The organism is Enterobacter cloacae complex sp. ESBL7, from assembly GCF_041679625.1.
GTDB classification, from domain to species: domain Bacteria; phylum Pseudomonadota; class Gammaproteobacteria; order Enterobacterales; family Enterobacteriaceae; genus Enterobacter; species Enterobacter asburiae_B.
Map to the genome: position 1 here is coordinate 92797 of NZ_JBGORN010000001.1, position 22754 is coordinate 115550.

The window sequence follows — 22754 nt, forward strand, 5'->3', positions numbered from 1 at the left end:
TAATCCCGAACGTGATGAGCTATCCTTAACCACCCTGTGGCAAGGTGACGTCAATTTCATCAGAGGGGATTCGTGATGTTAAACGCCTGGCACCTTCCGGTTGCCCCATTTGTTAAGCAAAACAAAGACAACCTTGTGATTACGCTCTGGCTGGCGGGGGAAAATCAGCCTGAACGCGTGACGCTCCGCGCCGAAATAGATAACGAAGAGACCGGCCTGAAAATGCACAGGCTGCGCAGCCAGCCGCAGCCGGGGATCACTGCGTGGCGGGCGAATATCGACCTGAATAGCGGGCAGCCGCGCCGTCGCTACAGCTTTAAGCTTTTGTGGAATAACCGCCAGCTGTGGTTTACCCCGCAGGGGTTTAGCCATTTCCCGCCCGCACGGCTGGAGCAGTTTGCGGTCGATTACCCGGATAACGGCCCGCAGTGGGTTAACGATCAGGTGTTTTACCAGATTTTCCCGGACCGTTTTGCGCGCAGCGAAAAACGCACCGCCGACCAGGATAAGATCTATCACCACCATGCGGCGGGCCACGACATTATCCTGAAAGCGTGGGACGAGCCGTTAACCGCGCAGGCGGGTGGATCCACTTTTTACGGCGGCGATCTCGACGGCATCAGCGAAAAGCTGCCGTACCTGAAAAAGCTCGGCGTGACGGCGCTGTATCTCAACCCGGTGTTTAAAGCCCCGAGCGTGCACAAATACGATACCGAAGATTATCGCCACGTTGACGCGCAGTTTGGCGGTGACGAGGCGCTGCTGCGCCTGCGCAAGAACACTCAAAACGAAGGCATGCGCCTGATTCTGGACGGCGTGTTCAACCACAGCGGAGATTCGCACGCCTGGTTTGACCGCCATAACCAGTCGATGGGCGGGGCATGTCATAACCCGGACTCGCCGCAGCGCGACTGGTACAGCTTTAACGAGGAGGGCCGTGCGCTGGACTGGCTGGGCTACGCCAGCCTGCCGAAGCTGGATTTCCAGTCGCCAACGCTCGTGAATGAAATCTACGGCGGTGAAGACAGCATCGTCCGTCACTGGCTGAAGGCGCCGTGGAATATGGACGGCTGGCGGCTGGACGTGGTGCATATGCTCGGTGAAGCCGGCGGAGCGCGGAATAACCTTCAGCACGTCGCCGGGATTACGCGCTCGGCGAAAGCGGCCCAGCCGGAGGCGTTCGTCTTTGGCGAGCACTTTGGCGACGCGCGCCAGTGGCTGCAGAACGATGCTGAAGATGCGGCGATGAACTATCGCGGCTTTACCTTCCCGCTGTGGGGATTCCTCGCTAACACCGACATCTCCTACGATCCGAATCATATCGACGCTGAAACCTGCATGGCGTGGATGGAGAACTATCGCGCCGGTCTGTCCCATCAGCAGCAGCTGCGGATGTTCAACCAGCTCGATAGCCACGATACCGCCCGCTTTAAATCCCTGCTCGGCAAGGATGTGGCGCGTCTGCCGCTGGCGGTGACCTGGCTCTTCACCTGGCCGGGCGTGCCGTGCATCTATTATGGAGACGAAGTGGGGCTGGACGGCAACAACGATCCGTTCTGCCGCAAAACCTTCCCGTGGGAGCCAGAGAAGCAGGACAAGGTGCTGTTCAGCCTGTATCAGCGGCTGGCGAAGCTGCGTAAGCAGAGTCTCGCACTGCGCTACGGCGGCTGTCAGGTGGTCTATGCCCACGATAACGTCGTGGTGTTTGCTCGCGTCTACAATCAGCAGCGCGTGCTGGTGGCCGTTAACCGGGGCGAGGCCTGCGAAGTGGTGCTGGATGATTCACCGCTGCTGAAGGTGGCTGCGTGGAAGAGTAAAGAGGGCAAGGCGACGATACAGGACGGCGTGCTGGCGCTGCCTGCGGTATCCGCGACGATCTGGTTCGGCAGTTAAGACCTGCTAATGTTTCCACCTTTTAAGATGGCGCAAATGCAACTATTTGTGTCAATCTTAACGGATCGTTTACGGTGAAGGTGGAAACATGGACGAGCTTTACATCCTTGGCTGTTTGTTCCTGGTATTTGCGCTGGTGGTTGCGCCCGTGCTTGCGGTTATCGGCTTTAACCGAAGTACGGCGGCGCGACAGGAGATCGCCCGGCTACGCCAGCGCATTGAGGCGCTTGAGCAGCGCGACGTACCTGAAAGCGCGCCGGAGCCCGTGCAGCCTACCGCGCCAGTGGTTGAAGATGCTCCCGCGCCTGTCGACCCCTGGCGTTCCGATACTCCCGCAGCCGTGGCAGAACCCGCTCCGGCCCCGACGCCTGCGGCAAAACAGCCTTCTGCCTTTGGCGGCATCCTGACGTCGCTGGTGCGCTGGTTTATGCAGGGTAATCCGCTGGCGAAGCTTGGGATCCTGCTGCTCTTCCTCGGTCTTTCATTCCTGCTGCGCTATACCGTGGAACATTCCCTGTTCCCGCTTGAGCTACGCCTCGTGGCAACGGCGCTCTTTGCCATCGTGCTTCTGGCGGTCGGGTGGCGGCTGCGGCATAAGCAGCGTGTCTATGCGCTGATCCTCCAGGGCGGGGCGACCGGCGTGCTCTACCTGACGGTGTTTGGCGCATTCCGGCTCTGGCAAATGCTGCCGATGACGCTGGCCTTTGCGCTTCTGGTGGTGATTTGCGCCGCGAGCGTTGGGCTGGCCGTGTTGCAGAAAGCGCTGAGCCTGGCCATGCTGGCGAGCCTCGGCGGGTATCTTGCGCCGCTGCTGTTGTCCACCGGGGGCGGCAGCTTTGTGGCGCTGTTCTCATTCTATCTCCTGCTTTCCATCGGGATTCTCGCTATCAGCATCTGGCAGCACTGGCGCGAGCTGAACCTGCTCGGGCTGCTGTTTACGTTCGGCGTGGGCGGCCTGTGGGGGCTGAATGACTACCAGCCTGAAGACTATTGGATCTGCCAGCTGTTCCTGATTGCCAATACGCTGATATTCGGCGTCCTGAGCGTGGCGCTGTCGCTGCGGGCGCAGGAGAAAGGGAAGCAGATTATCGACGGCGTGTTGCTGTTTGCCCCGCCGCTGATCGGTTTCGGGATGCAGTACGGCATGACCCGGCACTGGGTGTATGGCCCGGCCCTGAGCGCGCTGGGCTACGGCGCATTTTATCTTACCCTCGCGTTCCTTGCGCTGCGGCGCTATCCCTCCCTCGGACGACCGCTGGTCATGGCGGCGCTGGCCATCGGCGGCGGATTTGCCACGCTCGCCATTCCGCTGGCGCTGTCGGCGCGCTGGACGGCGATGGCCTGGGCGCTGGAAGGGCTGGGTATCCTCTGGCTGGGCGTACAGCAGAACCAGCGTCGCATGAGCTATAGCGGGACGGCGCTGCTGGTGCTGGCGCTCGGCAGCGCGCTATGGGCGCAAACGAACGGCGTTACGTCCCTGAGCCTGCTGCTGATCTTCACCATCCTCAGCCTTTGCTGGCTGGCTGCGGCCTGGCTGTGGCGGGCTCTCTTTCTGCCGGTCAGCCGGGCGCTGCTGGCAGGCGGGCTGCTGTTCTGGCTCGTGGCGCTATTGGGCGCGTCGCGGCTGGCGCTGACGAAGGAATTACCGATTCTGGCGGGCGTGCTGGCGCTGACGGCGGCGTCGGTCTGGGGCTGGCGGCAGGCGGCTGCTCGTCTGGCGTGGCGGGAGCTGGATGCCAGCAAATGGCTGCTGTGGCCGGTTATGCTGCTGATGGTGTGTTATCAGCTCTGGCACCAGCAGATCGTTGCCGCCGGCTGGTCAAATCTCGCCTGGTGCGTAGCGCTTCCTGCCGCGCTGATGCTGCTGCGGCGCGACGGTGAAAGACTCCCGCCGCGCATCGCGATGGGGCTGCATTTGTCGCTGTTCTGGATGATTTTGCTGGCGCTGGCTGCGGAGCTTTACTGGTTTGCCCGATCGCTGCCGTGGGGCATGGCGGCCTGGGGCAGCGGAGTAGCGATGGCAGCAGGCGGCGGGGTAATTATAGGGCTCTCTGCAGCCGTACGGCGTCGCGGGTGGCCGTTCCGGGAGTGGCCTGCGCTCTACGCCTGCCTGGCACCGATCCCCGCGGTCGTGGCGCTGCTGGTACTGCTGGTGGTGACCAATTTCCAGGACGGCGTGGTCTATCGCCAGACCTGGCTGCCGCTGATAAACCCGCTTGAGGAAGGCGCGGCGTTCGCATTGCTGGGGCTGGTGGTCTTTTATCGGGCGGTGGATCGCTACTACCCGGCGTGGCTCTTGCAGGCCCGCCCGTGGCCTGCCGTCGCGATGATGGCGTTTGGCTTCTGGTGGCTTAACGGTGCGCTGATGCGCGCCCTGGCCTGGTACGGCGACGTGGCCTGGAATATGGCATCGCTGTGGGATTCGCGGCTTATACAGACCAGTTTTGCCCTGTTCTGGATGCTGAGCGCGCTGGTGGTCATGATCCATGCCACCCGTCGGGCTTCCCGGCAGGAGTGGCTCTGCGGTGCCGCGCTGCTGGGCGTGGTGATGGTTAAACTGATGCTGGTTGACAGCGCGGGCGGAGGCGGTTTGTCGCGCGCGGTGGCGTTTATCGGCGTGGCGATACTGGTTCTGATCGTGGGGTATTTCTCACCGCTACCGCCCAAAACAGGAGATGAAAAATGAAATGGATGAAAGCGGTAGCCTGTACCGCGCTGCTGGCGCTTTCCGGCCCGGCGTTCTGCGACGAGGGACAAACGGAATCGCCCCGGGACTATGCCTTTGGTCTTTCACTGGATACGTCTGTTCCTTCCCAGTGGTATCGGGTGATGCTGCCGCTCGCCGTCTATGAGCAAAGCACGTCGCCGGATCTGCATGATGTCCGCGTCTTTAACCAGTCGGGCGAGGCGGTTCCCTTCAGCCTGGTCAGCGCGACGCGTCCGCAGGTGCCAGCGCAATCCACCGCGCTGCGCCTTTTCCCGCTGGACGCCTCGCCGCTAGCGGCTTCTCGAGGATCCGGTGATAGCGATAAGATCCTGCTTCGTTCCGGAAGCGGCGTTGAGATTGTGCTGGAGGGGCAAAAAGCCGCCGCAGCCGGGCAACATTATCTGCTGACCCTGCCGGAACAGGCGACGGGCGAGATCGCTATATCCCAGCTGCAGCTGCTCTGGAATACCCCGCAGACGCCGTGGCAGGGAACGGCGTCGGTCTATTACAGCGAGGATCTTAAGCGCTGGTATACCCTGCGCGAGGATATGCCATTGCTGGACGTCGTCAGCGGCCAGGACCGTCTTAAGCTCGATCGGATCGATACCGATACCGTTTTATCTCCCGATGCGAATCGCTATCTCATGGTGGTGCTGAATGCGCAGAGCCAGGGGATAACCTTGACCGGCGTAAACGCCATCAGCGCACCTGCGCAGGCAGCCCCGGAAGCTATCGACCTTGAGGGCGAAGGGGAGCAGCTATCGACAAGCGAAGCACAATGGCACTGGGCGCGCCCGCAGCCGCTGAGTGCTATCAGTATCTCACTGAATGGCGATGGCGTCCTTCCCGTGGAGATCGCGTGGCGGAGTACGGAAAAAGACGCATGGCATCCTCTGAAGAAAGAGGTCCTTTACCGTCTTGATGGAAAAGCGTCGCCACCGGTTTCGCTTAACGGGGGGCTGGTGCAGGCCGTGAAAATCACGACGCTGAATGCGCGTCTGCCAGAATACCTGCCGGGCGTCACGGGACATCGCGACCGCTATGACCTGGTGTTCAACGCGCAGGGGAAAGCGCCGTACGTGCTCGCCTGGGGCAACGGCGCCGCGAAGCCTGCCAGCGTGGAGCCCGGCATGCTGATCCCGGCCGACCTGCGCAAGACTTATGATATGGCGAACCTGCCGCAGGCCGACATTCTGGATGATGTCTCATTAGGCGGCGAGGGGCGTCTGACCGCTACCTCTGCGGCCGAGCGGGAGAGCAGGATGAACACGCTGCTGGTATGGGGCGTGCTGATTGCGGGGGTGATTCTGCTGGCGGGCATGGCCTGGCGCATCTGGCGAGAGACGCAGCGTAAGGCATAAAAAAAGGCCCGCATAAGCGGGCCTTTTTCGTAAACCGTGCCGATTACAGGCTGGATACGTTCTCAGACAGGTATTTAGCCACGCCGTCTGGAGACGCGTTCATGCCTTCTTTACCTTTTTCCCACTGAGCCGGGCACACTTCGCCGTGCTCTTCGTGGAACTGCAGCGCGTCAACCATGCGCAGCATTTCGTCGATGTTACGACCCAGCGGCAGATCGTTCACAACCTGGTGACGAACGATGCCGTTAGCGTCGATCAGGAAGGAACCACGCAGCGCAACGCCAGCGTCCGGATGTTCGATACCGTAAGCCTGCTGGATTTCGCGTTTGATGTCCGCAACCATTGCGTATTTCACCGCACCGATGCCGCCTTTGTCGACAGGGGTGTTACGCCATGCGTTGTGTACAAATTCAGAGTCGAAGGAGACGCCAACAACTTCCACGCCACGCTTCTGGAATTCTTCATAACGTTTGTCGAATGCGATCAGTTCAGACGGGCAAACGAAAGTGAAGTCCATTGGCCAGAAGAACAGAACGGTCGCTTTACCGTTGGTGTGCTGTTTGAAGTTGAAGTTTTCAACGATTTCACCGTTGCCCAGAACTGCTGCAGCTGTAAAATCCGGAGCCGGACGAGTTACCAGAACCATATGATTCTCCTGTAGATACTAAGGTTATTTGGAACGCAACGCGAGCCAGTATAGAGAGTGTTCATGGATAAGACAAAGAGGTGGTGACAATCGTTCCGCCAGCTTTTACCTATCAATGTCATTTTTATACACAAAATCATTCAAGTTGCATCAAGGCGGCAAGTCTGGGAATCCCCGGGAACTTACTGAAGTAAGTGACTGGGGTGAGCAGACGTAGCCAACGCAGAGGCAGCTTGAAGGATGACGTGTATTTAAAGCTGTTTGTTTTTCGCCTGTACCATCATCCGCGGGTAAAACTGCCAGAAACGCGCTTCCAGGGCATCGTAATGTTCATCCAGGTCATACCAGGAATCCCGCAGCGCATCCAGTCGCGGTCGGCGGCTCGCCATCCCGTTCAGCACGTTCTGGATGAAATCCATCTCGCGATAGCGCTCCAGCCAGCGTTCCGACCACAGGTAGTTATTCAGATTCACAAAGCGCGGCGGCGAGTCGGGTAGAATGATCGACACCTGCTGGTGGGCATAGCGCACAAACGCCGGCAAGGGCATCTCCGGCGACAGCTGTTCCCAGTGGCGCGACAGAAAGTGATCCCACATCACGTCGAGCGTGATCGGCGCAACGCGGCGCGTTTCAGGGCGAAACCACGCTTTGGCTTCCGTCACTTCCGGCAGCTTATCCGTCAGCACGTCGATGCGGCGGTGCATGAAAATCCCGTCGACAACCTCAGGGGAATAGTCCTCAGCGGGGTTGCCGCGTACGAAATCGGCCAGCAAATTGCCGGACAGGGAGCTGTCAGCGAGGTGAGCGAGATGCAGGTGAGCGAGAAAATTCATGCGTTTTATTTGTCCGGGGGCGGCTAGTTGTTGCAGCAAAAGGGTGTGAGCACTAGACTATGCCGCCTGTTTTTAAGTCACGAGTATACGTCATGCGCGTCGCCGATTTCTCCTTTGAACTACCTGAATCCCTGATTGCTCACTATCCCATGCCTGAGCGCAGCAGCTGTCGCTTACTGTCACTGGATGGGCCAACGGGCGAGCTGACGCACGGTACTTTCACCGATTTGCTCGACAAGCTCAACCCTGGCGATCTGCTGGTCTTTAATAATACCCGCGTGATCCCGGCGCGCCTGTTTGGCCGTAAAGCCAGCGGCGGCAAGATTGAAGTGCTGGTCGAACGTATGCTCGATGATAAACGTATTCTGGCACATATTCGCGCGTCTAAGGCGCCGAAGCCGGGCGCTGAACTGCTGCTGGGCGATGATGAGAGCATCAAAGCGACCATGACCGCGCGCCACGATGCGCTGTTTGAGGTGGCGTTCGATGACGAACGCACGGTGCTCGATATCCTGAACGCCATCGGCCACATGCCGCTGCCGCCGTATATTGAGCGTCCGGACGAAGAGGCCGACCGCGAGCTGTACCAGACCGTATACAGCCAGAAGCCTGGCGCCGTCGCTGCGCCGACCGCGGGCCTGCATTTTGATGAGCCGCTGCTGGAGAAACTGCGCGCGAAGGGCGTGGAGATGGCGTTCGTGACGCTGCACGTCGGCGCGGGAACCTTCCAGCCGGTGCGCGTGGACAGCATTGAAGATCACATCATGCACTCTGAGTATGCCGAAGTGCCTCAGGATGTGGTGGACGCGGTGCTGGCGGCGAAAGCGCGCGGTAGCCGCGTCGTGGCGGTCGGTACAACGTCCGTGCGCTCACTCGAGAGCGCCGCGCAAGCCGCGAAGAGCGATCTTATCGAGCCGTTCTTTGGCGATACGCAGATCTTTATCTACCCGGGCTATCAGTACAAAGTGATTGACGCGCTGGTGACCAACTTCCATCTGCCTGAATCAACGCTGATTATGCTGGTGTCGGCATTTGCCGGTTATCAGCATACGATGGCGGCCTACAAGTCTGCGGTAGAACAAAAATATCGCTTTTTTAGCTACGGGGACGCGATGTTTATCACGTACAATCCGCTGGCTTTGAATGAGCGTGTCGGGGAATAAGTCCGCGGCACCGTTTTACAACGTTGGACTGTTTTTCTGACGTCGGAGAAAAAATGAAATTTGAACTCGATACCACCGATGGCCGAGCGCGTCGCGGTCGCCTGGTGTTTGATCGCGGCGTGGTGGAAACCCCCGCGTTTATGCCTGTGGGCACGTACGGCACCGTAAAAGGGATGACGCCGGAAGAAGTAGAAGCCACTGGCGCACAGATTATCCTCGGCAACACCTTCCACCTGTGGCTGCGTCCGGGTCAGGAGATCATGAAGCTCCACGGCGACCTGCACGATTTCATGCAGTGGAAAGGCCCAATCCTGACCGACTCCGGCGGCTTCCAGGTCTTCAGCCTGGGCGATATCCGCAAGATCACCGAGCAGGGCGTACACTTCCGTAACCCGATCAACGGCGATCCGATTTTCCTCGATCCCGAAAAATCGATGGAGATTCAGTACGATCTCGGCTCTGACATCGTGATGATCTTCGACGAATGTACGCCGTATCCGGCCGACTGGGATTACGCAAAACGCTCCATGGAGATGTCCCTGCGCTGGGCGAAGCGTAGCCGTGACCGTTTTGACTCGCTGCAGAACAAAAATGCACTGTTCGGCATTATCCAGGGCAGCGTTTACGAAGATTTACGCGATATCTCTGTTAAAGGTCTGGTAGAGATAGGTTTTGATGGCTACGCTGTCGGCGGTTTGGCTGTGGGTGAGCCGAAGGAAGACATGCACCGCATTCTGGAGCATGTCTGCCCGCAAATCCCGGCGGATAAACCACGATACCTGATGGGCGTGGGTAAACCAGAAGATCTGGTTGAAGGCGTACGCCGCGGCATTGATATGTTCGACTGCGTCATGCCAACCCGCAACGCGCGTAACGGCCATTTGTTCGTTACCGATGGCGTGGTGAAAATCCGTAACGCGAAGCATAAGAGTGACACCAGCCCGCTCGATTCCGAGTGCGATTGCTATACCTGTCGCAATTATTCTCGCGCGTATCTGCATCATCTCGATCGTTGCAACGAGATTTTGGGCGCGCGTCTCAATACCATTCATAATCTTCGTTATTATCAGCGCTTAATGGCTGGTTTACGTAAGGCTATCGAAGAGGGTAAATTAGAGAGCTTCGTGACCGATTTCTACCAACGTCAGGGGCGGGTTGTTCCACCGTTGAACGTTGATTAATTTTAATAATGAGGGAATTTGAATGAGCTTTTTTATTTCTGATGCGGTAGCGGCAACAGGTGCTCCAGCGCAGGGCAGCCCGATGTCTCTGATTCTGATGCTGGTTGTGTTCGGTCTGATCTTCTACTTCATGATCCTGCGTCCACAGCAGAAGCGCACCAAAGAGCACAAAAACCTGATGAACTCCATTGCCAAAGGCGATGAAGTACTGACTAACGGTGGTCTGGTGGGTCGCGTAACCAAAGTGGCTGAAAACGGCTACATTGCTATCGCCCTGAACGACACCACTGAAGTGGTCATCAAACGTGACTTCGTAGCTGCCGTTCTGCCGAAAGGCACCATGAAGGCGCTGTAATCCCAACTTTTCCCAAAGGGAACTGCCGTGTTAAACCGTTATCCTTTGTGGAAGTACATCATGCTGGTCGTCGTGATTCTCGTCGGCCTGCTGTACGCGCTTCCCAACCTGTATGGTGAGGATCCGGCTGTTCAAATCACTGGCGCGCGCGGTGTCGCCGCCAGTGAGCAAACGCTGATCCAGGTCCAGAAAACGTTACAAGAAGAAAAAATTACCGCTAAGTCTGTGGCTCTGGAAGAGGGTGCAATTCTTGCTCGCTTCGACACCACCGACACGCAGCTCCGCGCTCGCGAAGCGCTGATGGGCGTGCTGGGTGACAAATACGTCGTGGCGCTTAACCTTGCCCCTGCAACCCCGCGTTGGCTGGCTGCGATGAAAGCAGAGCCAATGAAACTCGGTCTTGACCTGCGTGGCGGCGTTCACTTCCTGATGGAAGTGGATATGGATACCGCGCTCGGCAAGCTGCAGGAACAGAATATCGACAGCCTGCGCAGCGATCTGCGTGATAAAGGCATCGCTTACACCACCGTGCGTAAAGAAGATAACTACGGCATGAGCATCACGTTCCGCGACAGCGCGGCGCGCGATCAGGCTGTAGATTACCTGACCCAACGTCACCGTGACCTGGTGATCACCTCTCAGGGCAGCAACCAGCTGCGCGCGGTGATGACCGATGCGCGTCTGAAAGAAGCGCGTGAATATGCCGTTCAGCAGAACATCAACATTCTGCGTAACCGTGTAAACCAGCTGGGCGTGGCTGAGCCGCTGGTGCAGCGTCAGGGTGCTGACCGTATCGTGGTTGAACTGCCGGGTATCCAGGATACCGCGCGTGCGAAAGAGATTCTGGGTGCGACCGCAACCCTGGAATTCCGTCTGGTGAACTCCAACGTCGATCAGTCCGCTGCCGCCGCAGGGCGTATTCCGGGTGACTCCGAAGTGAAACAGACCCGCGAAGGTCAGCCAGTTGTGCTGTACAAACGCGTGATTCTGACCGGTGACCACATCACCGACTCCACCTCGAGCCAGGACGAATACAACCAGCCGCAGGTTAACATCTCGCTGGATAGCGCGGGTGGTAACATCATGTCTAACTTCACCAAGGACAACATCGGTAAACCGATGGCGACCCTGTTCGTGGAGTACAAAGACAGCGGCAAGAAAGATGCAAACGGTCGTGCGGTGCTGGTGAAAGAGGAAGAGGTGATTAACATCGCCAACATCCAGTCTCGTCTGGGTAACAGCTTCCGTATTACCGGTATCAACAACCCGAACGAAGCGCGTCAGCTCTCCCTGCTGCTGCGTGCCGGTGCGCTGATTGCGCCAATTCAGATTGTTGAAGAACGTACCATTGGTCCAACTCTGGGTATGCAAAACATCCAGCAGGGTCTGGAAGCGTGTCTGGCCGGTCTGGTGGTCTCTATCCTCTTCATGATCTTCTTCTACAAGAAGTTTGGTCTGATTGCGACCTCCGCGCTGATCGCCAACCTGGTGCTGATCATCGGCATTATGTCCCTGCTGCCGGGGGCGACGCTGACCATGCCGGGCATTGCTGGTATCGTTCTTACCCTTGCGGTGGCGGTCGACGCCAACGTACTGATTAACGAACGTATCAAAGAAGAGTTGAGCAACGGTCGCTCTATTCAGCAGGCGATTGACGAAGGCTATAAAGGCGCGTTCAGCTCCATCTTCGATGCGAACGTAACAACACTGATTAAGGTTCTTATCCTGTATGCAGTGGGTACTGGCGCGATCAAAGGCTTTGCGATTACAACCGGTATCGGTGTCGCAACGTCAATGTTTACCGCTATTGTCGGCACCCGTGCCATCGTGAACCTGCTGTACGGCGGCAAGCGCGTCAAAAAGCTGTCTATCTGAGGAGTGCGTTGTGGCACAGGAATATACTGTTGAACAATTGAACCACGGCCGTAAAGTCTGGGACTTTATGCGCTGGGACTACTGGGCCTTCGGCATTTCAGGTTTCCTGCTGATTCTGTCCATCGGCATTATGAGCGTGAAAGGCTTTAACTGGGGTCTGGATTTCACCGGTGGTACGGTCATCGAGATCTCCCTGGAAAAACCGGTCGATATGGACCAGATGCGCGAATCGCTGCAGAAAGCGGGCTTTGAAGAGCCGCTGCTGCAGAACTTCGGCAGCAGCCGCGACATCATGGTGCGTATGCCGCCGGTGCACGATGCCAACGGCAGCCAGGAGCTGGGCAGTAAGGTTGTTAGCGTGATTAACGAAACAACCAGCCAGAACGCGGCGGTCAAGCGTATTGAGTTCGTCGGCCCAAGCGTGGGTGCTGACCTGGCGCAGACCGGTGCGATGGCGCTGCTGGTAGCGCTGATCTCCATCCTGGTGTACGTCGGTTTCCGCTTTGAGTGGCGACTGGCGGCCGGTGTGGTTATCGCTCTGGCGCACGACGTGGTGATCACCATGGGCATACTGTCGCTGTTCCACATTGAGATTGACCTGACGATTGTGGCATCCCTGATGTCCGTTATCGGTTACTCACTGAACGACAGTATCGTGGTATCTGACCGTATCCGTGAAAACTTCCGTAAGATCCGTCGCGGTACGCCGTATGAAATCTTTAACGTGTCGTTGACCCAGACGCTGCACCGTACCTTGATCACATCTGGTACCACTTTGATGGTGATCCTGATGCTGTTCCTCTTCGGTGGTCCGGTACTGGAAGGCTTCTCGCTGACCATGCTGATCGGTGTCACCATCGGTACGGCGTCGTCTATCTACGTCGCATCCGCTCTGGCACTGAAACTCGGCATGAAGCGCGAGCACCTGCTCCAGCAGAAAGTCGAGAAAGAAGGGGCGGATCAGCCGTCCATTCTGCCGTAAGGCGAGGTTTAGCGCGTTATCGAAATCCCGGTCTGTTGACCGGGATTTTTTTTATCTGCTCCTGACAAACACTCCTGACAGTATGCTGTCAGGAGCCCTGTCGTAGACTTCTTCTGAACCCAAACAACAGGCAGGAGAATATATGAAAAGCGTCATTAACTGGTTTGAAATTCCGGTCGCGGATATGGATCGCGCCATCAAATTTTATGAGCCGGTGATGCAGCTCGCGCTGCGTCGCGAGAAAATGGACTGTGCGGAGCTGGCCGTTTTCCCGCATGAGGATCCGTATACCGGCGGGGCGCTGGCAAAATTTGACGGCGTTACACCGTCTTTGCAGGGCGCTATTATCTACCTGCATACTGACAATCTGGCGGCCACGCTCGATCGCATCGCCTCTGCGGGCGGCGAGTGCGTGTTTGGCCCGCTGGAACTGCCGCATGGCATTGGCACTATCGCATTGTTTACCGACAGCGAGGGTAACCGCGTCGGCCTCCATCAACCTGCCTGAGAGCGGAATAAGATATGACCCGACGCGCTGACCGTTTGTTTCAGATTGTGCAGATCCTGCGGGGCAGGCGTCTGACAACGGCAGCGCATCTGGCGGACCGGCTTGGCGTGTCCGAGCGCACGGTCTACCGCGATATCCGCGATCTGTCGCTTTCCGGCGTGCCGGTGGAAGGTGAGGCGGGGAGCGGATATCGGCTGATGTCGGGTTTTGACCTGCCGCCGCTGATGCTGACAAATAAGGAGTCAGAGGCGCTGATCGTCGCGATTCGCCTGCTCAAAACCTGGGGAGGGGAATCGCTTTCGCGCGAGCTGGAGTCGGCTCAGGAGAAGGTGCTGGCTATCCTGTCCGAGGAGAGTCGTCGAAAGGCGGAGCAGACGCGGATCTACGCCCCGGATTTTTGCATGCAAAGCCACTCCCGCAGCGATTTTGACAGGATTCATCAGGCGATTTCCGCCCAGCGCGTGCTGGCGCTGCATTACCGTGATGAAGCCGGACAGCTCTCAAAGCGCGAGGTTCAGCCGCTGGGCTTGTTCTTCTGGGGGGAGCGCTGGCTGCTGGCGGCGTGGTGCGAACGGCGCGACGACTATCGCTGTTTCCGGCTCGACCGATGCCTCAATATTGTGCAGACGGAGAGGCGGTTTAGCGAGAGTGCGGACAGATCGCTGGCGGATTTTTTGCGGAAGGTTAAGCAGTAAAAAGCCAGCTCTTGAGCTGGCTTTTTTTTGCCCGGCGGCGAGGTAAAAGTAAAACGGCAACGTATGTTGCCGTTTTTAATATTTGTTCCCTCTCCCTGTGGGAGAGGGTCAGGGTGAGGGCATCAGCCCGCACAGTCCCGAACAGGTTAGAAGTTATAACCTACAACCAGGTAGCCACCCCAACCGGTTGATTTTGACGTGAAGTCACCATCACCCCAGTTTACGGTATCTCCACCTTTCCACTGGCCGCCATTATGGAAATAACGCGCGACTACGGAGTAGTGCCAGTGATCGTAGTTCAGAGCCAGAACGTGGCTGGACGCGATAGAGTTGCTGGTACGGTTCTTGTCATCACCCAGATCTGAGCCCCAGTCGAAGTTGGTGAAGCCGATGTAGGTCAGCTGGCCACCCCAAACCTGAGTGATTGGCACAAAGTATTTCACTTTGAAACGGTAGCCATCCCACTCGTTTTCGTTGGAAGCGCCATAGTTCTGCCACTGGTATTTCGCGTACACGTTCAGGGACAGTCCCATAGGCAGACCGGTATCGATGTCTGTACCCAGACCCATGTACCAGGTGCTCTGACGGCTGCCTTTGTTATCACCCATATCGTAGATATAGTTGTTGGCGAAGTACCATTCTTTGAATGGACCAAAGCTCAGGTCAGTGCCCGTCAGCTTATCGATAGAGAAACGCGGTTCGATTTCCATGAACATTGGGGAACCGTCTGACCAGATACCTTTATCGTTGCCGTTGCCCCAGTCAAAAGTCTTAGGAATATCGATGTAGCCGTAGAAATCAAACCAGTCTTTTTTAGCAAACGCTTCGTATTCCAGGTAGACGTCGTTGTTCAGCTTTGGAGAAAAGCGCGTGTGGTAGCTGCCGACCACGTTAACGCTCTGGTGCCACCAGTCGGAGAGGTATTGTGGTTTATCGTTTTCCGCTGCGTTAACAGTGAAAGAAGAGGAGAGTGCCAGTACAGCGCCAGCTGCGAGTAATGTGTTTTTCATAATCATGCCACTGATTGAAATTCCCTTCCGGGAGTGAAAAATGCGCGAATTGCGTTTCTAAATATTTCGTGTTTCTGCGGTGCCTATTATAGGAATCCCTGCTCACAAAAATATGTGTTGTTTCACATATCTCTCACACGCGTAATCGATTGCGTTCACGTTTGCGTACTTTAAACGGGCGGGATTGTAGCGGCAATCATTTATGTTGCCAATCCATACGAAATGTAAATGTTAGCGGAGTGACATTTCACTCCGCTAAAGGGGGGTTACTGCGCGGCGGGCTGGATATCGTGAATGCGGATAAAACCTAACCGATCCGGAGTCAGTCCGTTAAGCTGCAGCGGGATGTCAACATCGCTCGGAGCCAGCACGCTGGCCGGTGCGGTGAACAGCTGACTGTTAACATTCACCTCCTGGTAGCTCTCAGTGGTGCCCTGAATCTGTCCCCATTCGACGGTGCCGCTGAAGGCGGGCAACGGATCGTTGGACTCGCCCTGAATGCGTAATGTTGCGCGAGTACCATTTGCATTCGCCGCCACATTCACCAGAGACATTTTTAGCGTGCCAATCTGACTATTGAGACGCGCAGGCGTATTCGCTCCCGGCAGCAGATAAACCCCGCTGCTGGATTTGGCGTTTAGCGCGTTTTGCTGGGTGATCTTCACCGTTTCTTTGTTCAGTTTGTCCATCGCCGCATTGAGCGTTTTCACGCTCTGTTTCATCTGGCGGACTTCGGTTTGCTGTGCACAGGCGCTAAGGGTGAAGAGGCTCCCCACCAGCAAAATTTTAAGGTAACGTCTTGTCATTGCGTTTATTTCCTTGAAATAACGGATCGCCTTAATGGTAGCCAGCCTCGACGTGTCAGACATAGATCCTTTGTCTCAAAAAGCTCTTCCTTTGTTGTCAGGCCAGATCAGGGTAAAATGAAAATTAGTTAACCACATAACAGGGATACCGTATGCATTGCCCATTCTGCTCCGCTGTGGATACCAAAGTCATCGACTCTCGTCTTGTGGGCGAAGGGTCATCCGTACGCCGTCGTCGGCAGTGTCTGGTGTGCAACGAGCGTTTCACGACCTTTGAGGTTGCAGAGCTGGTAATGCCTCGCGTGGTGAAAAGCAACGACGTGCGAGAGCCGTTTAACGAAGAGAAACTGCGCAGCGGGATGCTGAAGGCCCTGGAAAAACGTCCCGTCAGCGCGGATGACGTTGAGATGGCGTTAAACCACATAAAATCTTACCTTCGTGGGTTGGGTGAGCGTGAAGTGCCGAGCAAAATGATCGGTAACCTGGTGATGGAGCAGCTGAAAAAGCTCGATAAGGTTGCCTATATCCGCTTCGCCTCGGTCTACCGCAGCTTCGAAGACATCAAAGAGTTTGGCGAAGAGATCGCCCGCTTACAGGATTAAGCTCATGCAGGATGAGATTTACATGGCGCGAGCCATGAAGCTGGCGCAGCGCGGTCGTTTTACCACCCATCCCAACCCGAACGTCGGGTGCGTTATCGTTAAAGATGGCGAGATCGTAGGGGAGGGGTTTCACTATCGTGCCGGCGAGCCGCATGCCGAGGTTCATGCGCTGCGCATGGCGGGTGAGAAGGCGCGCGGCGCCACAGCCTACGTCACGCTGGAGCCCTGCAGCCATCACGGGCGTACGCCGCCGTGCTGCGAAGCGCTGATCGCGGCAGGCGTTTCACGCGTGGTCGCATCGATGCAGGACCCGAATCCGCAGGTTGCCGGACGCGGTCTGTATCGCCTGCAGCAGGAAGGCATCGACGTCAGCCATGGGCTGATGATGCAGGACGCGGAAGCGATCAACAAAGGCTTTCTGAAGCGCATGCGCACGGGGTTCCCGTATATTCAGCTCAAGCTGGGCGCCTCGCTGGACGGTCGTACGGCGATGGCAAACGGCGAAAGCCAGTGGGTAACCTCACCACAGGCAAGGCGCGATGTGCAACGTCTGCGCGCGCAAAGCCATGCTATTCTCACCAGCAGTGAAACCGTTCTGGCTGACGATCCGGCCATCACCGTGCGCTGGGACGAGCTGAATGCCGATACCCAGGCGCTGTACCCGCAGGAGAACCTGCGCCAGCCGCTGCGTATTATTATTGATAGCCAGAACCGGGTGACGCCGGAGCACCGCATCGTCCAGCAGCCGGGTGAAACCTGGATTGCCCGCACTAAAGAAGATACGCGCGAATGGCCGGAAGGCGTGCGCAGCATTATGGTGCCGGAGCATAACGGTCATCTGGATCTGGTGGTGCTGATGATGCTGCTCGGCAAGCAGCAGGTGAACAGCATCTGGGTTGAAGCGGGGCCAACACTCGCCGGTGCGCTCTTACAGGCCGGGCTGGTGGATGAGCTGATTGTTTACGTTGCGCCTAAACTCTTAGGTCATGACGCGCGCGGCCTGTTTGTGCTGCCCGGCCTTGAAAAACTGGCCGACGCACCGCAACTCAAATTTAGCGAGATTCGTCCGGTAGGCCCGGATGTCTGCCTCCACTTAACGACAGCGTAATTGCTCCTGAAATAGGGAAGCAGTGCGCAAAGTATTATGATAAAATCCGCCCCCCTGCGGGGCCAAATGAACCCGTAAAGGAAGAGTATGAACATTATTGAAGCTGCTGTAGCTACCCCGGACGCTCGCGTCGCCATCACCATTGCGCGTTTCAACAACTTCATCAACGACAGCCTGCTGGAAGGTGCGATTGACGCCCTGAAACGTATCGGCCAGGTTAAAGATGACAACATTACCGTTGTTTGGGTTCCAGGCGCTTACGAACTGCCACTGGCGGCGGGCGCGCTGGCGAAAACCGGTAAATACGACGCGGTGATTGCGCTGGGTACCGTTATTCGTGGCGGCACTGCGCACTTCGAATACGTTGCGGGCGGTGCAAGCAACGGTCTGGCACACGTTGCGCAGGATGCTGAAATTCCTGTCGCGTTCGGCGTGCTGACCACCGAAAGTATTGAACAAGCCATCGAACGTGCTGGCACCAAAGCCGGTAACAAAGGTGCAGAAGCTGCACTGACCGCGCTTGAAATGATCAATGTATTGAAAGCCATCAAGGCCTGATTTTTTTGTAAGGGGAATTCCGTGAAACCTGCTGCTCGTCGCCGCGCCCGTGAATGTGCCGTCCAGGCACTTTACTCCTGGCAGTTGTCCCAGAACGACATCGCTGATGTTGAATACCAGTTCCTGTCAGAACAGGACGTAAAAGACGTTGACGTTCTGTACTTCCGCGAACTGCTGTCGGGAGTGGCGACTAATAGCGCGTATCTCGATGGCCTGATGAAGCCATACCTGTCCCGTCTGCTCGAAGAGCTGGGCCAGGTGGAAAAAGCAGTGTTGCGTATCGCGCTGTTTGAGCTGTCTAAACGTGATGATGTGCCGTATAAAGTGGCCATCAACGAAGCGATTGAGCTGGCGAAAACCTTCGGCGCTGAAGACAGCCACAAGTTTGTAAACGGCGTACTTGATAAAGCAGCACCTGCGATCCGTCCCCACAAAAAGTGATCCGCAAACCGGAGTCCTGCATTGCCTGACGGGCAGTGCGGCTCCGGTTTTTTCTTTTATTTGCTGAGGCATAACGTATGGCATGCGGCGAATTCTCCCTGATTGCCCGTTATTTCGACCGTGTCAGAACCTCTCGTCTTGATGTTGAAACCGGCATTGGCGATGACTGTGCACTTCTCAATATTCCCGAAAAACAGACGCTGGCAATCAGCACCGACACCCTGGTGTGCGGCCGTCATTTCTTACCGGATATCGATCCTGCCGATCTGGCGTATAAAGCCCTGGCGGTTAACGTCAGCGATCTGGCGGCGATGGGTGCCGATCCCGCGTGGCTGACGCTGGCTCTGACCCTGCCTGAGGTAGATGAAGCCTGGCTGGAAGCCTTTAGCGATGCGCTGTTTGAGCAGCTTAGCTATTACGATATGCAGCTGATTGGCGGCGACACGACTGCCGGTCCGCTGTCGATGACGCTGGCGATCCACGGCTACGTGCCGCTCGGCCGCGCGTTGAAGCGCTCAGGTGCAAAACCGGGCGACTGGATCTACGTAACCGGTACGCCGGGCGACAGCGCGGCAGGGCTGGCGATCCTTCAGAACCGTTTAACGGTTGATGATGCTGACGACGCGGCATATCTGGTGAAACGCCATCTGCGGCCAACGCCGCGTATTTTGCACGGCCAGGCGCTGCGCGAACGGGCAAGCTCGGCTATCGATCTCTCTGACGGGCTGATCTCGGATCTCGGGCATATCCTGAAGGCCAGCGGCGTCGGTGCGCGCGTTGACCTGGATCTCTTCCCGCTGTCTGAGCAGCTGCTTCGCCATGTAGAGCCTGAGCAGGCGCTGCGCTGGGCGCTCTCCGGTGGTGAAGACTACGAGCTGTGCTTCACGGTGCCTGAGCTCAACCGTGGAACGCTGGACGTGGCGTTAGCGCATCTCGGCGCGAAATTTACCTGCATCGGTCAGATTATGCCGGAGAGCGAAGGGCTGAAGTTTGTAAAAGACGGTGCGCCCGTTACGCTGGACTGGAAAGGGTACGATCACTTCGCGTGATGTTGTGCGCGCTGTATTGCCGGGTGGCGGCTTCGCCTTACCCGGCCTACCAAAGATGGAGCTTACTTAAACCCCACCACCGGATGCTGCTGATACGGCGTCTCCAGCTCGGCAACCTGCTCCGGCGTCAGCGTGATATCCACCGCATTCAGCAGCTCATCCAGCTGTTCTTCCCGCGACGTTCCAATAATCGGTGCCGCGACCCCGCGCTTGCCCAGCAGCCACGCCAGGGCCACCTGAGCGCGGGTTGCACCGGTATCGTCGGCGATCCCGGCTAAACGTTCGGCAATCAGCGCATCGCTGGCTTCTGTACCGCCATAGAGATTTTTTCCCACTTCATCCGATACCAGCCGAGCCGTGGTTTCACCCCATGGACGGGTCAGGCGGCCTCGCGCCAGCGGACTCCACGGGATCACCGCCACGCCCTCCTGATGGCACAGCGGCAGCATCTCGCGTTCTTCTTCACGATAGATCAGATTGTAGTGATCCTGCATGGTGACAAATCGCGCCCAGCCGTGCTGCGCCTGGAGATCCAGCGCCTGGGCAAACTGCGACGCGTGCATAGACGACGCGCCGATGTAGCGAGCTTTCCCGGCTTTGACCACGTCGTTCAGTGCTTCAAGCGTCTCCTCGACTGGCGTGTTGTAATCCCAGCGGTGAATTTGCAGCAGATCGACGTAATCCATGTTCAGGCGTCTGAGGCTGTCATCAATGGAGCGCAGGATCTGCGCGCGAGAAAGGCCCTCAGCCAGGTCGCCCACCGGGTAGTAGACCTTGGTGGCGACGACGATATCATCACGACGGGCAAAATCGCGCAGGGCGCGGCCGACAATCTCCTCGCTGCTGCCGTCGGAGTAGCTGTTGGCGGTGTCAAAGAAGTTAATGCCGCCCTCGATGGCGCGTTTGATAATCGGACGGCTGCTCTCTTCCGGCAGCGTCCAGGCGTGGTTTCCCCGATCGGGCTCGCCAAAGGTCATGCAGCCCAGGCAAAGTCGGGAAACCTTAAGGTCCGTTTTTCCTAATGTTGTGTATTGCACGGTTCCGCTCCTGCTGTTTAAACACCGGGTTTAAGCATAGCAGGAGCGGAAAAGGGGGAGGGGTCAGTCCAGCCAGGTACGGATTTTGGCTTCGATACCGGCGGCGTCCAGGCCAATCGCCGCACGGGCTTCGTCCTGAGTACCTTGCGGAATGAAGCGATCCGGCAGGCCGAGGTTCAGCACCGGCACGGCTTTACGGTTCGCCATCAGTACCTCATTCACGCCGCTGCCCGCGCCGCCCATGATGGCGTTTTCTTCCAGCGTGACCAGCACGTCGTGGGTCTCAGCCATACTCAGGATCAGAGATTCATCGAGGGGCTTCACAAAGCGCATGTCCACCAGGGTGGCATTCAGCGCTTCAGCCGCTTTAGCCGCCTCTGGCATCAGCGTGCCGAAGTTCAGGAGCGCCACTTTCTCACCGCGACGCTTCACCAGACCTTTACCGATCGGCAGTTTTTCCAGCGGCTGCAGCTCAACGCCTACCGCATTGCCGCGCGGGTAGCGAACGGCGCTTGGGCCATCCTGATAGTGATAGCCGGTAAACAGCATCTGACGACATTCGTTCTCGTCGCTTGGCGTCATGACAACCATATCCGGAATACAGCGCAGGAACGACAGATCAAACGCGCCCTGGTGCGTCTGGCCGTCGGCACCGACGATGCCCGCACGATCGATAGCAAACAGTACCGGCAGCTTCTGAATCGCCACATCGTGGATCACCTGATCGTAGGCGCGCTGCAGGAAGGTGGAATAGATAGCGACAACGGGCTTGTAGCCGCCAATCGCCAGGCCCGCTGCAAACGTCACCGCATGCTGCTCGGCAATGGCGACGTCAAAATACTGGTCAGGGTATTTTCTGGAGAACTCCACCATGCCGGAACCTTCACGCATGGCCGGGGTGATCGCCATCAGCTTGTTGTCTTTGGCTGCGGTTTCGCACAGCCAGTCGCCGAAGATTTTGGAATAGCTCGGCATGCCGCCGCTGCTTTTTGGCAGACAGCCGCTGGACGGGTCAAATTTCGGTACCGCGTGAAAGGTGATCGGATCTTTTTCCGCCGGTTCGTAACCGCGCCCTTTTTTGGTCATGATATGCAGGAACTGCGGGCCTTTCAGGTCGCGCATGTTCTTGAGCGTGGTCACCAGTCCCAGCACGTCGTGACCGTCAACCGGGCCAATATAGTTAAAGCCCAGCTCTTCAAACAGGGTGCCCGGCACCACCATGCCTTTGATGTGTTCTTCGGTACGCTTGAGCAGCTCTTTAATCGGCGGTACGCCGGAGAAGACTTTCTTGCCGCCTTCGCGCAGCGAGGAGTAAAGCTTGCCGGAGAGCAGCTGGGCCAGATGGTTATTCAGCGCGCCGACGTTCTCTGAGATCGACATTTCGTTATCGTTGAGGATAACCAGCATGTCCGGCTTGATATCGCCCGCGTGGTTCATGGCTTCGAAGGCCATACCGGCGGTAATGGCGCCGTCGCCAATCACGCAGACGGTGCGGCGCTGCTTGTTCTCTTTCTCGGCGGCAACGGCAATACCGATGCCCGCAGAAATGGAGGTGGAGGAGTGGCCGACGCTCAGCACGTCATACTCGCTCTCACCGCGCCACGGGAACGGGTGCAGGCCGCCTTTCTGACGAATGGTGCCAATTTTATCGCGACGTCCGGTCAGAATTTTGTGCGGATAGGCCTGGTGTCCCACGTCCCAGATGAGCTGATCGAACGGCGTGTTATAGACGTAGTGCAGCGCCACGGTCAGCTCTACCGTGCCAAGCCCGGAGGCGAAATGGCCGCTGGAGCGGCTTACGCTGTCGAGCAGGTAGCGACGCAGCTCGTCGCACAGCTTCGGCAGGCTCTCTTTCGGCAACAGACGTAACTCCTGGGTGGAGTCAACTAACGCCAGTGTCGGGTATTTGGCAATATCAAAACTCATCAAAGGCTCATCGAGATA

21 protein-coding genes are annotated in these 22754 nt (G+C 57.4%); 15 read left to right on the top strand and 6 right to left on the bottom strand.

The annotated features are described in order from the left end of the window. Positions 1 to 75 precede the first annotated feature (75 nt). From malZ to ACERY3_RS00465, 3 genes are all read left to right on the top strand, one after another. Positions 76 to 1893, top strand: coding sequence for a maltodextrin glucosidase (gene malZ, locus ACERY3_RS00455; RefSeq protein ID WP_373224863.1), 1818 nt, complete (start codon positions 76 to 78; stop codon positions 1891 to 1893). A gap of 88 nt (positions 1894 to 1981) precedes the next feature. Beyond that, positions 1982 to 4579 (top strand): DUF2339 domain-containing protein, encoded by a 2598-nt coding sequence (locus tag ACERY3_RS00460; protein WP_319875395.1) that lies wholly within the window; start codon positions 1982 to 1984, stop codon positions 4577 to 4579. Next, positions 4576 to 5961, top strand: coding sequence for a DUF3999 domain-containing protein (locus tag ACERY3_RS00465; RefSeq protein ID WP_319875396.1), 1386 nt, complete (start codon positions 4576 to 4578; stop codon positions 5959 to 5961). The genes ACERY3_RS00460 and ACERY3_RS00465 overlap by 4 nt, the downstream gene beginning before the upstream one ends. Positions 5962 to 6004: 43 nt before the next feature. On the opposite strand, the gene ACERY3_RS00470 is transcribed toward ACERY3_RS00465, so the two are convergent. Together ACERY3_RS00470 and acpH are read right to left on the bottom strand one after the other, a co-directional pair. Next, positions 6005 to 6607, bottom strand: coding sequence for a peroxiredoxin (locus ACERY3_RS00470; protein WP_014168840.1), 603 nt, complete (start codon positions 6605 to 6607; stop codon positions 6005 to 6007). Between the two features lie 251 nt (positions 6608 to 6858). Then, positions 6859 to 7440, bottom strand: coding sequence for an ACP phosphodiesterase (gene acpH / locus ACERY3_RS00475; RefSeq protein ID WP_029741678.1), 582 nt, complete (start codon positions 7438 to 7440; stop codon positions 6859 to 6861). A gap of 92 nt (positions 7441 to 7532) precedes the next feature. Between acpH and queA the strand changes: the two genes are divergently transcribed. The 7 genes from queA (at position 7533) to ACERY3_RS00510 (ending at position 14199) form a co-directional block, all read left to right on the top strand. Continuing rightward, the gene (queA, locus tag ACERY3_RS00480; RefSeq protein ID WP_023310550.1) at positions 7533 to 8603 is read left to right on the top strand and encodes a tRNA preQ1(34) S-adenosylmethionine ribosyltransferase-isomerase QueA; all 1071 of its coding nucleotides are present in this window, start codon (positions 7533 to 7535) and stop codon (positions 8601 to 8603) included. A 53-nt stretch (positions 8604 to 8656) separates the two neighbouring features. Then, the gene (gene tgt / locus ACERY3_RS00485) at positions 8657 to 9784 is read left to right on the top strand and encodes a tRNA guanosine(34) transglycosylase Tgt (protein ID WP_319875397.1); all 1128 of its coding nucleotides are present in this window, start codon (positions 8657 to 8659) and stop codon (positions 9782 to 9784) included. 22 nt (positions 9785 to 9806) lie between these two features. Beyond that, positions 9807 to 10139, top strand: coding sequence for a preprotein translocase subunit YajC (yajC, locus tag ACERY3_RS00490; protein ID WP_003859109.1), 333 nt, complete (start codon positions 9807 to 9809; stop codon positions 10137 to 10139). A gap of 27 nt (positions 10140 to 10166) precedes the next feature. Further along, positions 10167 to 12014, top strand: a complete 1848-nt coding sequence (secD, locus tag ACERY3_RS00495) for a protein translocase subunit SecD (protein ID WP_071789390.1) — start codon at positions 10167 to 10169, stop codon at positions 12012 to 12014. 10 nt (positions 12015 to 12024) lie between these two features. Next, positions 12025 to 12996, top strand: a complete 972-nt coding sequence (gene secF, locus ACERY3_RS00500) for a protein translocase subunit SecF (protein WP_033144760.1) — start codon at positions 12025 to 12027, stop codon at positions 12994 to 12996. A gap of 142 nt (positions 12997 to 13138) precedes the next feature. Then, on the top strand, positions 13139 to 13504 hold the full coding sequence (locus tag ACERY3_RS00505; RefSeq protein WP_033144761.1) for a VOC family protein: 366 nt from the start codon (positions 13139 to 13141) through the stop codon (positions 13502 to 13504). Positions 13505 to 13518: 14 nt separating this feature from the next. Beyond that, complete coding sequence (locus ACERY3_RS00510) at positions 13519 to 14199, top strand: YafY family protein (protein ID WP_033144762.1); 681 nt, start codon at positions 13519 to 13521, stop codon at positions 14197 to 14199. Between the two features lie 146 nt (positions 14200 to 14345). Here ACERY3_RS00510 and ACERY3_RS00515 read toward each other — a convergent pair whose 3' ends face one another. Together ACERY3_RS00515 and ACERY3_RS00520 are read right to left on the bottom strand one after the other, a co-directional pair. Continuing rightward, positions 14346 to 15209 (bottom strand): nucleoside-specific channel-forming protein Tsx, encoded by an 864-nt coding sequence (locus ACERY3_RS00515; RefSeq protein WP_033146490.1) that lies wholly within the window; start codon positions 15207 to 15209, stop codon positions 14346 to 14348. Between the two features lie 266 nt (positions 15210 to 15475). Continuing rightward, a complete protein-coding gene (locus ACERY3_RS00520) occupies positions 15476 to 16015 on the bottom strand; it encodes a DUF3251 domain-containing protein (protein WP_047061232.1) in 540 nt (179 codons plus the stop codon). Positions 16016 to 16167: 152 nt separating this feature from the next. Between ACERY3_RS00520 and nrdR the strand changes: the two genes are divergently transcribed. The 5 genes from nrdR (at position 16168) to thiL (ending at position 19773) form a co-directional block, all read left to right on the top strand. Then, positions 16168 to 16617 carry a transcriptional regulator NrdR gene (nrdR, locus tag ACERY3_RS00525; RefSeq protein ID WP_008503337.1) on the top strand — a complete coding sequence of 150 codons (450 nt, stop codon included), beginning with the start codon at positions 16168 to 16170 and terminating at the stop codon, positions 16615 to 16617. Between the two features lie 4 nt (positions 16618 to 16621). Then, positions 16622 to 17725, top strand: a complete 1104-nt coding sequence (gene ribD / locus ACERY3_RS00530) for a bifunctional diaminohydroxyphosphoribosylaminopyrimidine deaminase/5-amino-6-(5-phosphoribosylamino)uracil reductase RibD (protein WP_373224864.1) — start codon at positions 16622 to 16624, stop codon at positions 17723 to 17725. Positions 17726 to 17812: 87 nt separating this feature from the next. Beyond that, a complete protein-coding gene (gene ribE / locus ACERY3_RS00535; protein WP_006176874.1) occupies positions 17813 to 18283 on the top strand; it encodes a 6,7-dimethyl-8-ribityllumazine synthase in 471 nt (156 codons plus the stop codon). Between the two features lie 21 nt (positions 18284 to 18304). Then, complete coding sequence (nusB, locus tag ACERY3_RS00540; protein ID WP_006809908.1) at positions 18305 to 18724, top strand: transcription antitermination factor NusB; 420 nt, start codon at positions 18305 to 18307, stop codon at positions 18722 to 18724. 77 nt (positions 18725 to 18801) lie between these two features. Next, positions 18802 to 19773 (top strand): thiamine-phosphate kinase, encoded by a 972-nt coding sequence (gene thiL, locus ACERY3_RS00545; protein ID WP_221702718.1) that lies wholly within the window; start codon positions 18802 to 18804, stop codon positions 19771 to 19773. Positions 19774 to 19835: 62 nt separating this feature from the next. Here thiL and ACERY3_RS00550 read toward each other — a convergent pair whose 3' ends face one another. Both ACERY3_RS00550 and dxs read right to left on the bottom strand, forming a co-directional pair. Further along, positions 19836 to 20810, bottom strand: a complete 975-nt coding sequence (locus ACERY3_RS00550) for an aldo/keto reductase (protein ID WP_048992550.1) — start codon at positions 20808 to 20810, stop codon at positions 19836 to 19838. A gap of 63 nt (positions 20811 to 20873) precedes the next feature. After that, positions 20874 to 22736 (bottom strand): 1-deoxy-D-xylulose-5-phosphate synthase, encoded by a 1863-nt coding sequence (gene dxs / locus ACERY3_RS00555; protein WP_373224865.1) that lies wholly within the window; start codon positions 22734 to 22736, stop codon positions 20874 to 20876. Positions 22737 to 22754: the final 18 nt, after the last annotated feature.

Bases quoted from the DNA above. Each gene is read 5' to 3' on its own strand.
- ACERY3_RS00520 (WP_047061232.1), bottom strand. From the start codon at position 16,015: ATGACAAGACGTTACCTTAAAATTTTGCTGGTGGGGAGCCTCTTCACC.
- ACERY3_RS00515 (WP_033146490.1), bottom strand. From the start codon at position 15,209: ATGAAAAACACATTACTCGCAGCTGGCGCTGTACTGGCACTCTCCTCT.
- yajC (WP_003859109.1), top strand. From the start codon at position 9,807: ATGAGCTTTTTTATTTCTGATGCGGTAGCGGCAACAGGTGCTCCAGCG.
- ribE (WP_006176874.1), top strand. From the start codon at position 17,813: ATGAACATTATTGAAGCTGCTGTAGCTACCCCGGACGCTCGCGTCGCC.
- ACERY3_RS00470 (WP_014168840.1), bottom strand. From the start codon at position 6,607: ATGGTTCTGGTAACTCGTCCGGCTCCGGATTTTACAGCTGCAGCAGTT.
- tgt (WP_319875397.1), top strand. From the start codon at position 8,657: ATGAAATTTGAACTCGATACCACCGATGGCCGAGCGCGTCGCGGTCGC.
- ACERY3_RS00505 (WP_033144761.1), top strand. From the start codon at position 13,139: ATGAAAAGCGTCATTAACTGGTTTGAAATTCCGGTCGCGGATATGGAT.
- queA (WP_023310550.1), top strand. From the start codon at position 7,533: ATGCGCGTCGCCGATTTCTCCTTTGAACTACCTGAATCCCTGATTGCT.
- ACERY3_RS00460 (WP_319875395.1), top strand. From the start codon at position 1,982: ATGGACGAGCTTTACATCCTTGGCTGTTTGTTCCTGGTATTTGCGCTG.
- malZ (WP_373224863.1), top strand. From the start codon at position 76: ATGTTAAACGCCTGGCACCTTCCGGTTGCCCCATTTGTTAAGCAAAAC.
- nrdR (WP_008503337.1), top strand. From the start codon at position 16,168: ATGCATTGCCCATTCTGCTCCGCTGTGGATACCAAAGTCATCGACTCT.
- ACERY3_RS00465 (WP_319875396.1), top strand. From the start codon at position 4,576: ATGAAATGGATGAAAGCGGTAGCCTGTACCGCGCTGCTGGCGCTTTCC.
- thiL (WP_221702718.1), top strand. From the start codon at position 18,802: ATGGCATGCGGCGAATTCTCCCTGATTGCCCGTTATTTCGACCGTGTC.
- dxs (WP_373224865.1), bottom strand. From the start codon at position 22,736: ATGAGTTTTGATATTGCCAAATACCCGACACTGGCGTTAGTTGACTCC.
- ribD (WP_373224864.1), top strand. From the start codon at position 16,622: ATGCAGGATGAGATTTACATGGCGCGAGCCATGAAGCTGGCGCAGCGC.
- ACERY3_RS00510 (WP_033144762.1), top strand. From the start codon at position 13,519: ATGACCCGACGCGCTGACCGTTTGTTTCAGATTGTGCAGATCCTGCGG.
- acpH (WP_029741678.1), bottom strand. From the start codon at position 7,440: ATGAATTTTCTCGCTCACCTGCATCTCGCTCACCTCGCTGACAGCTCC.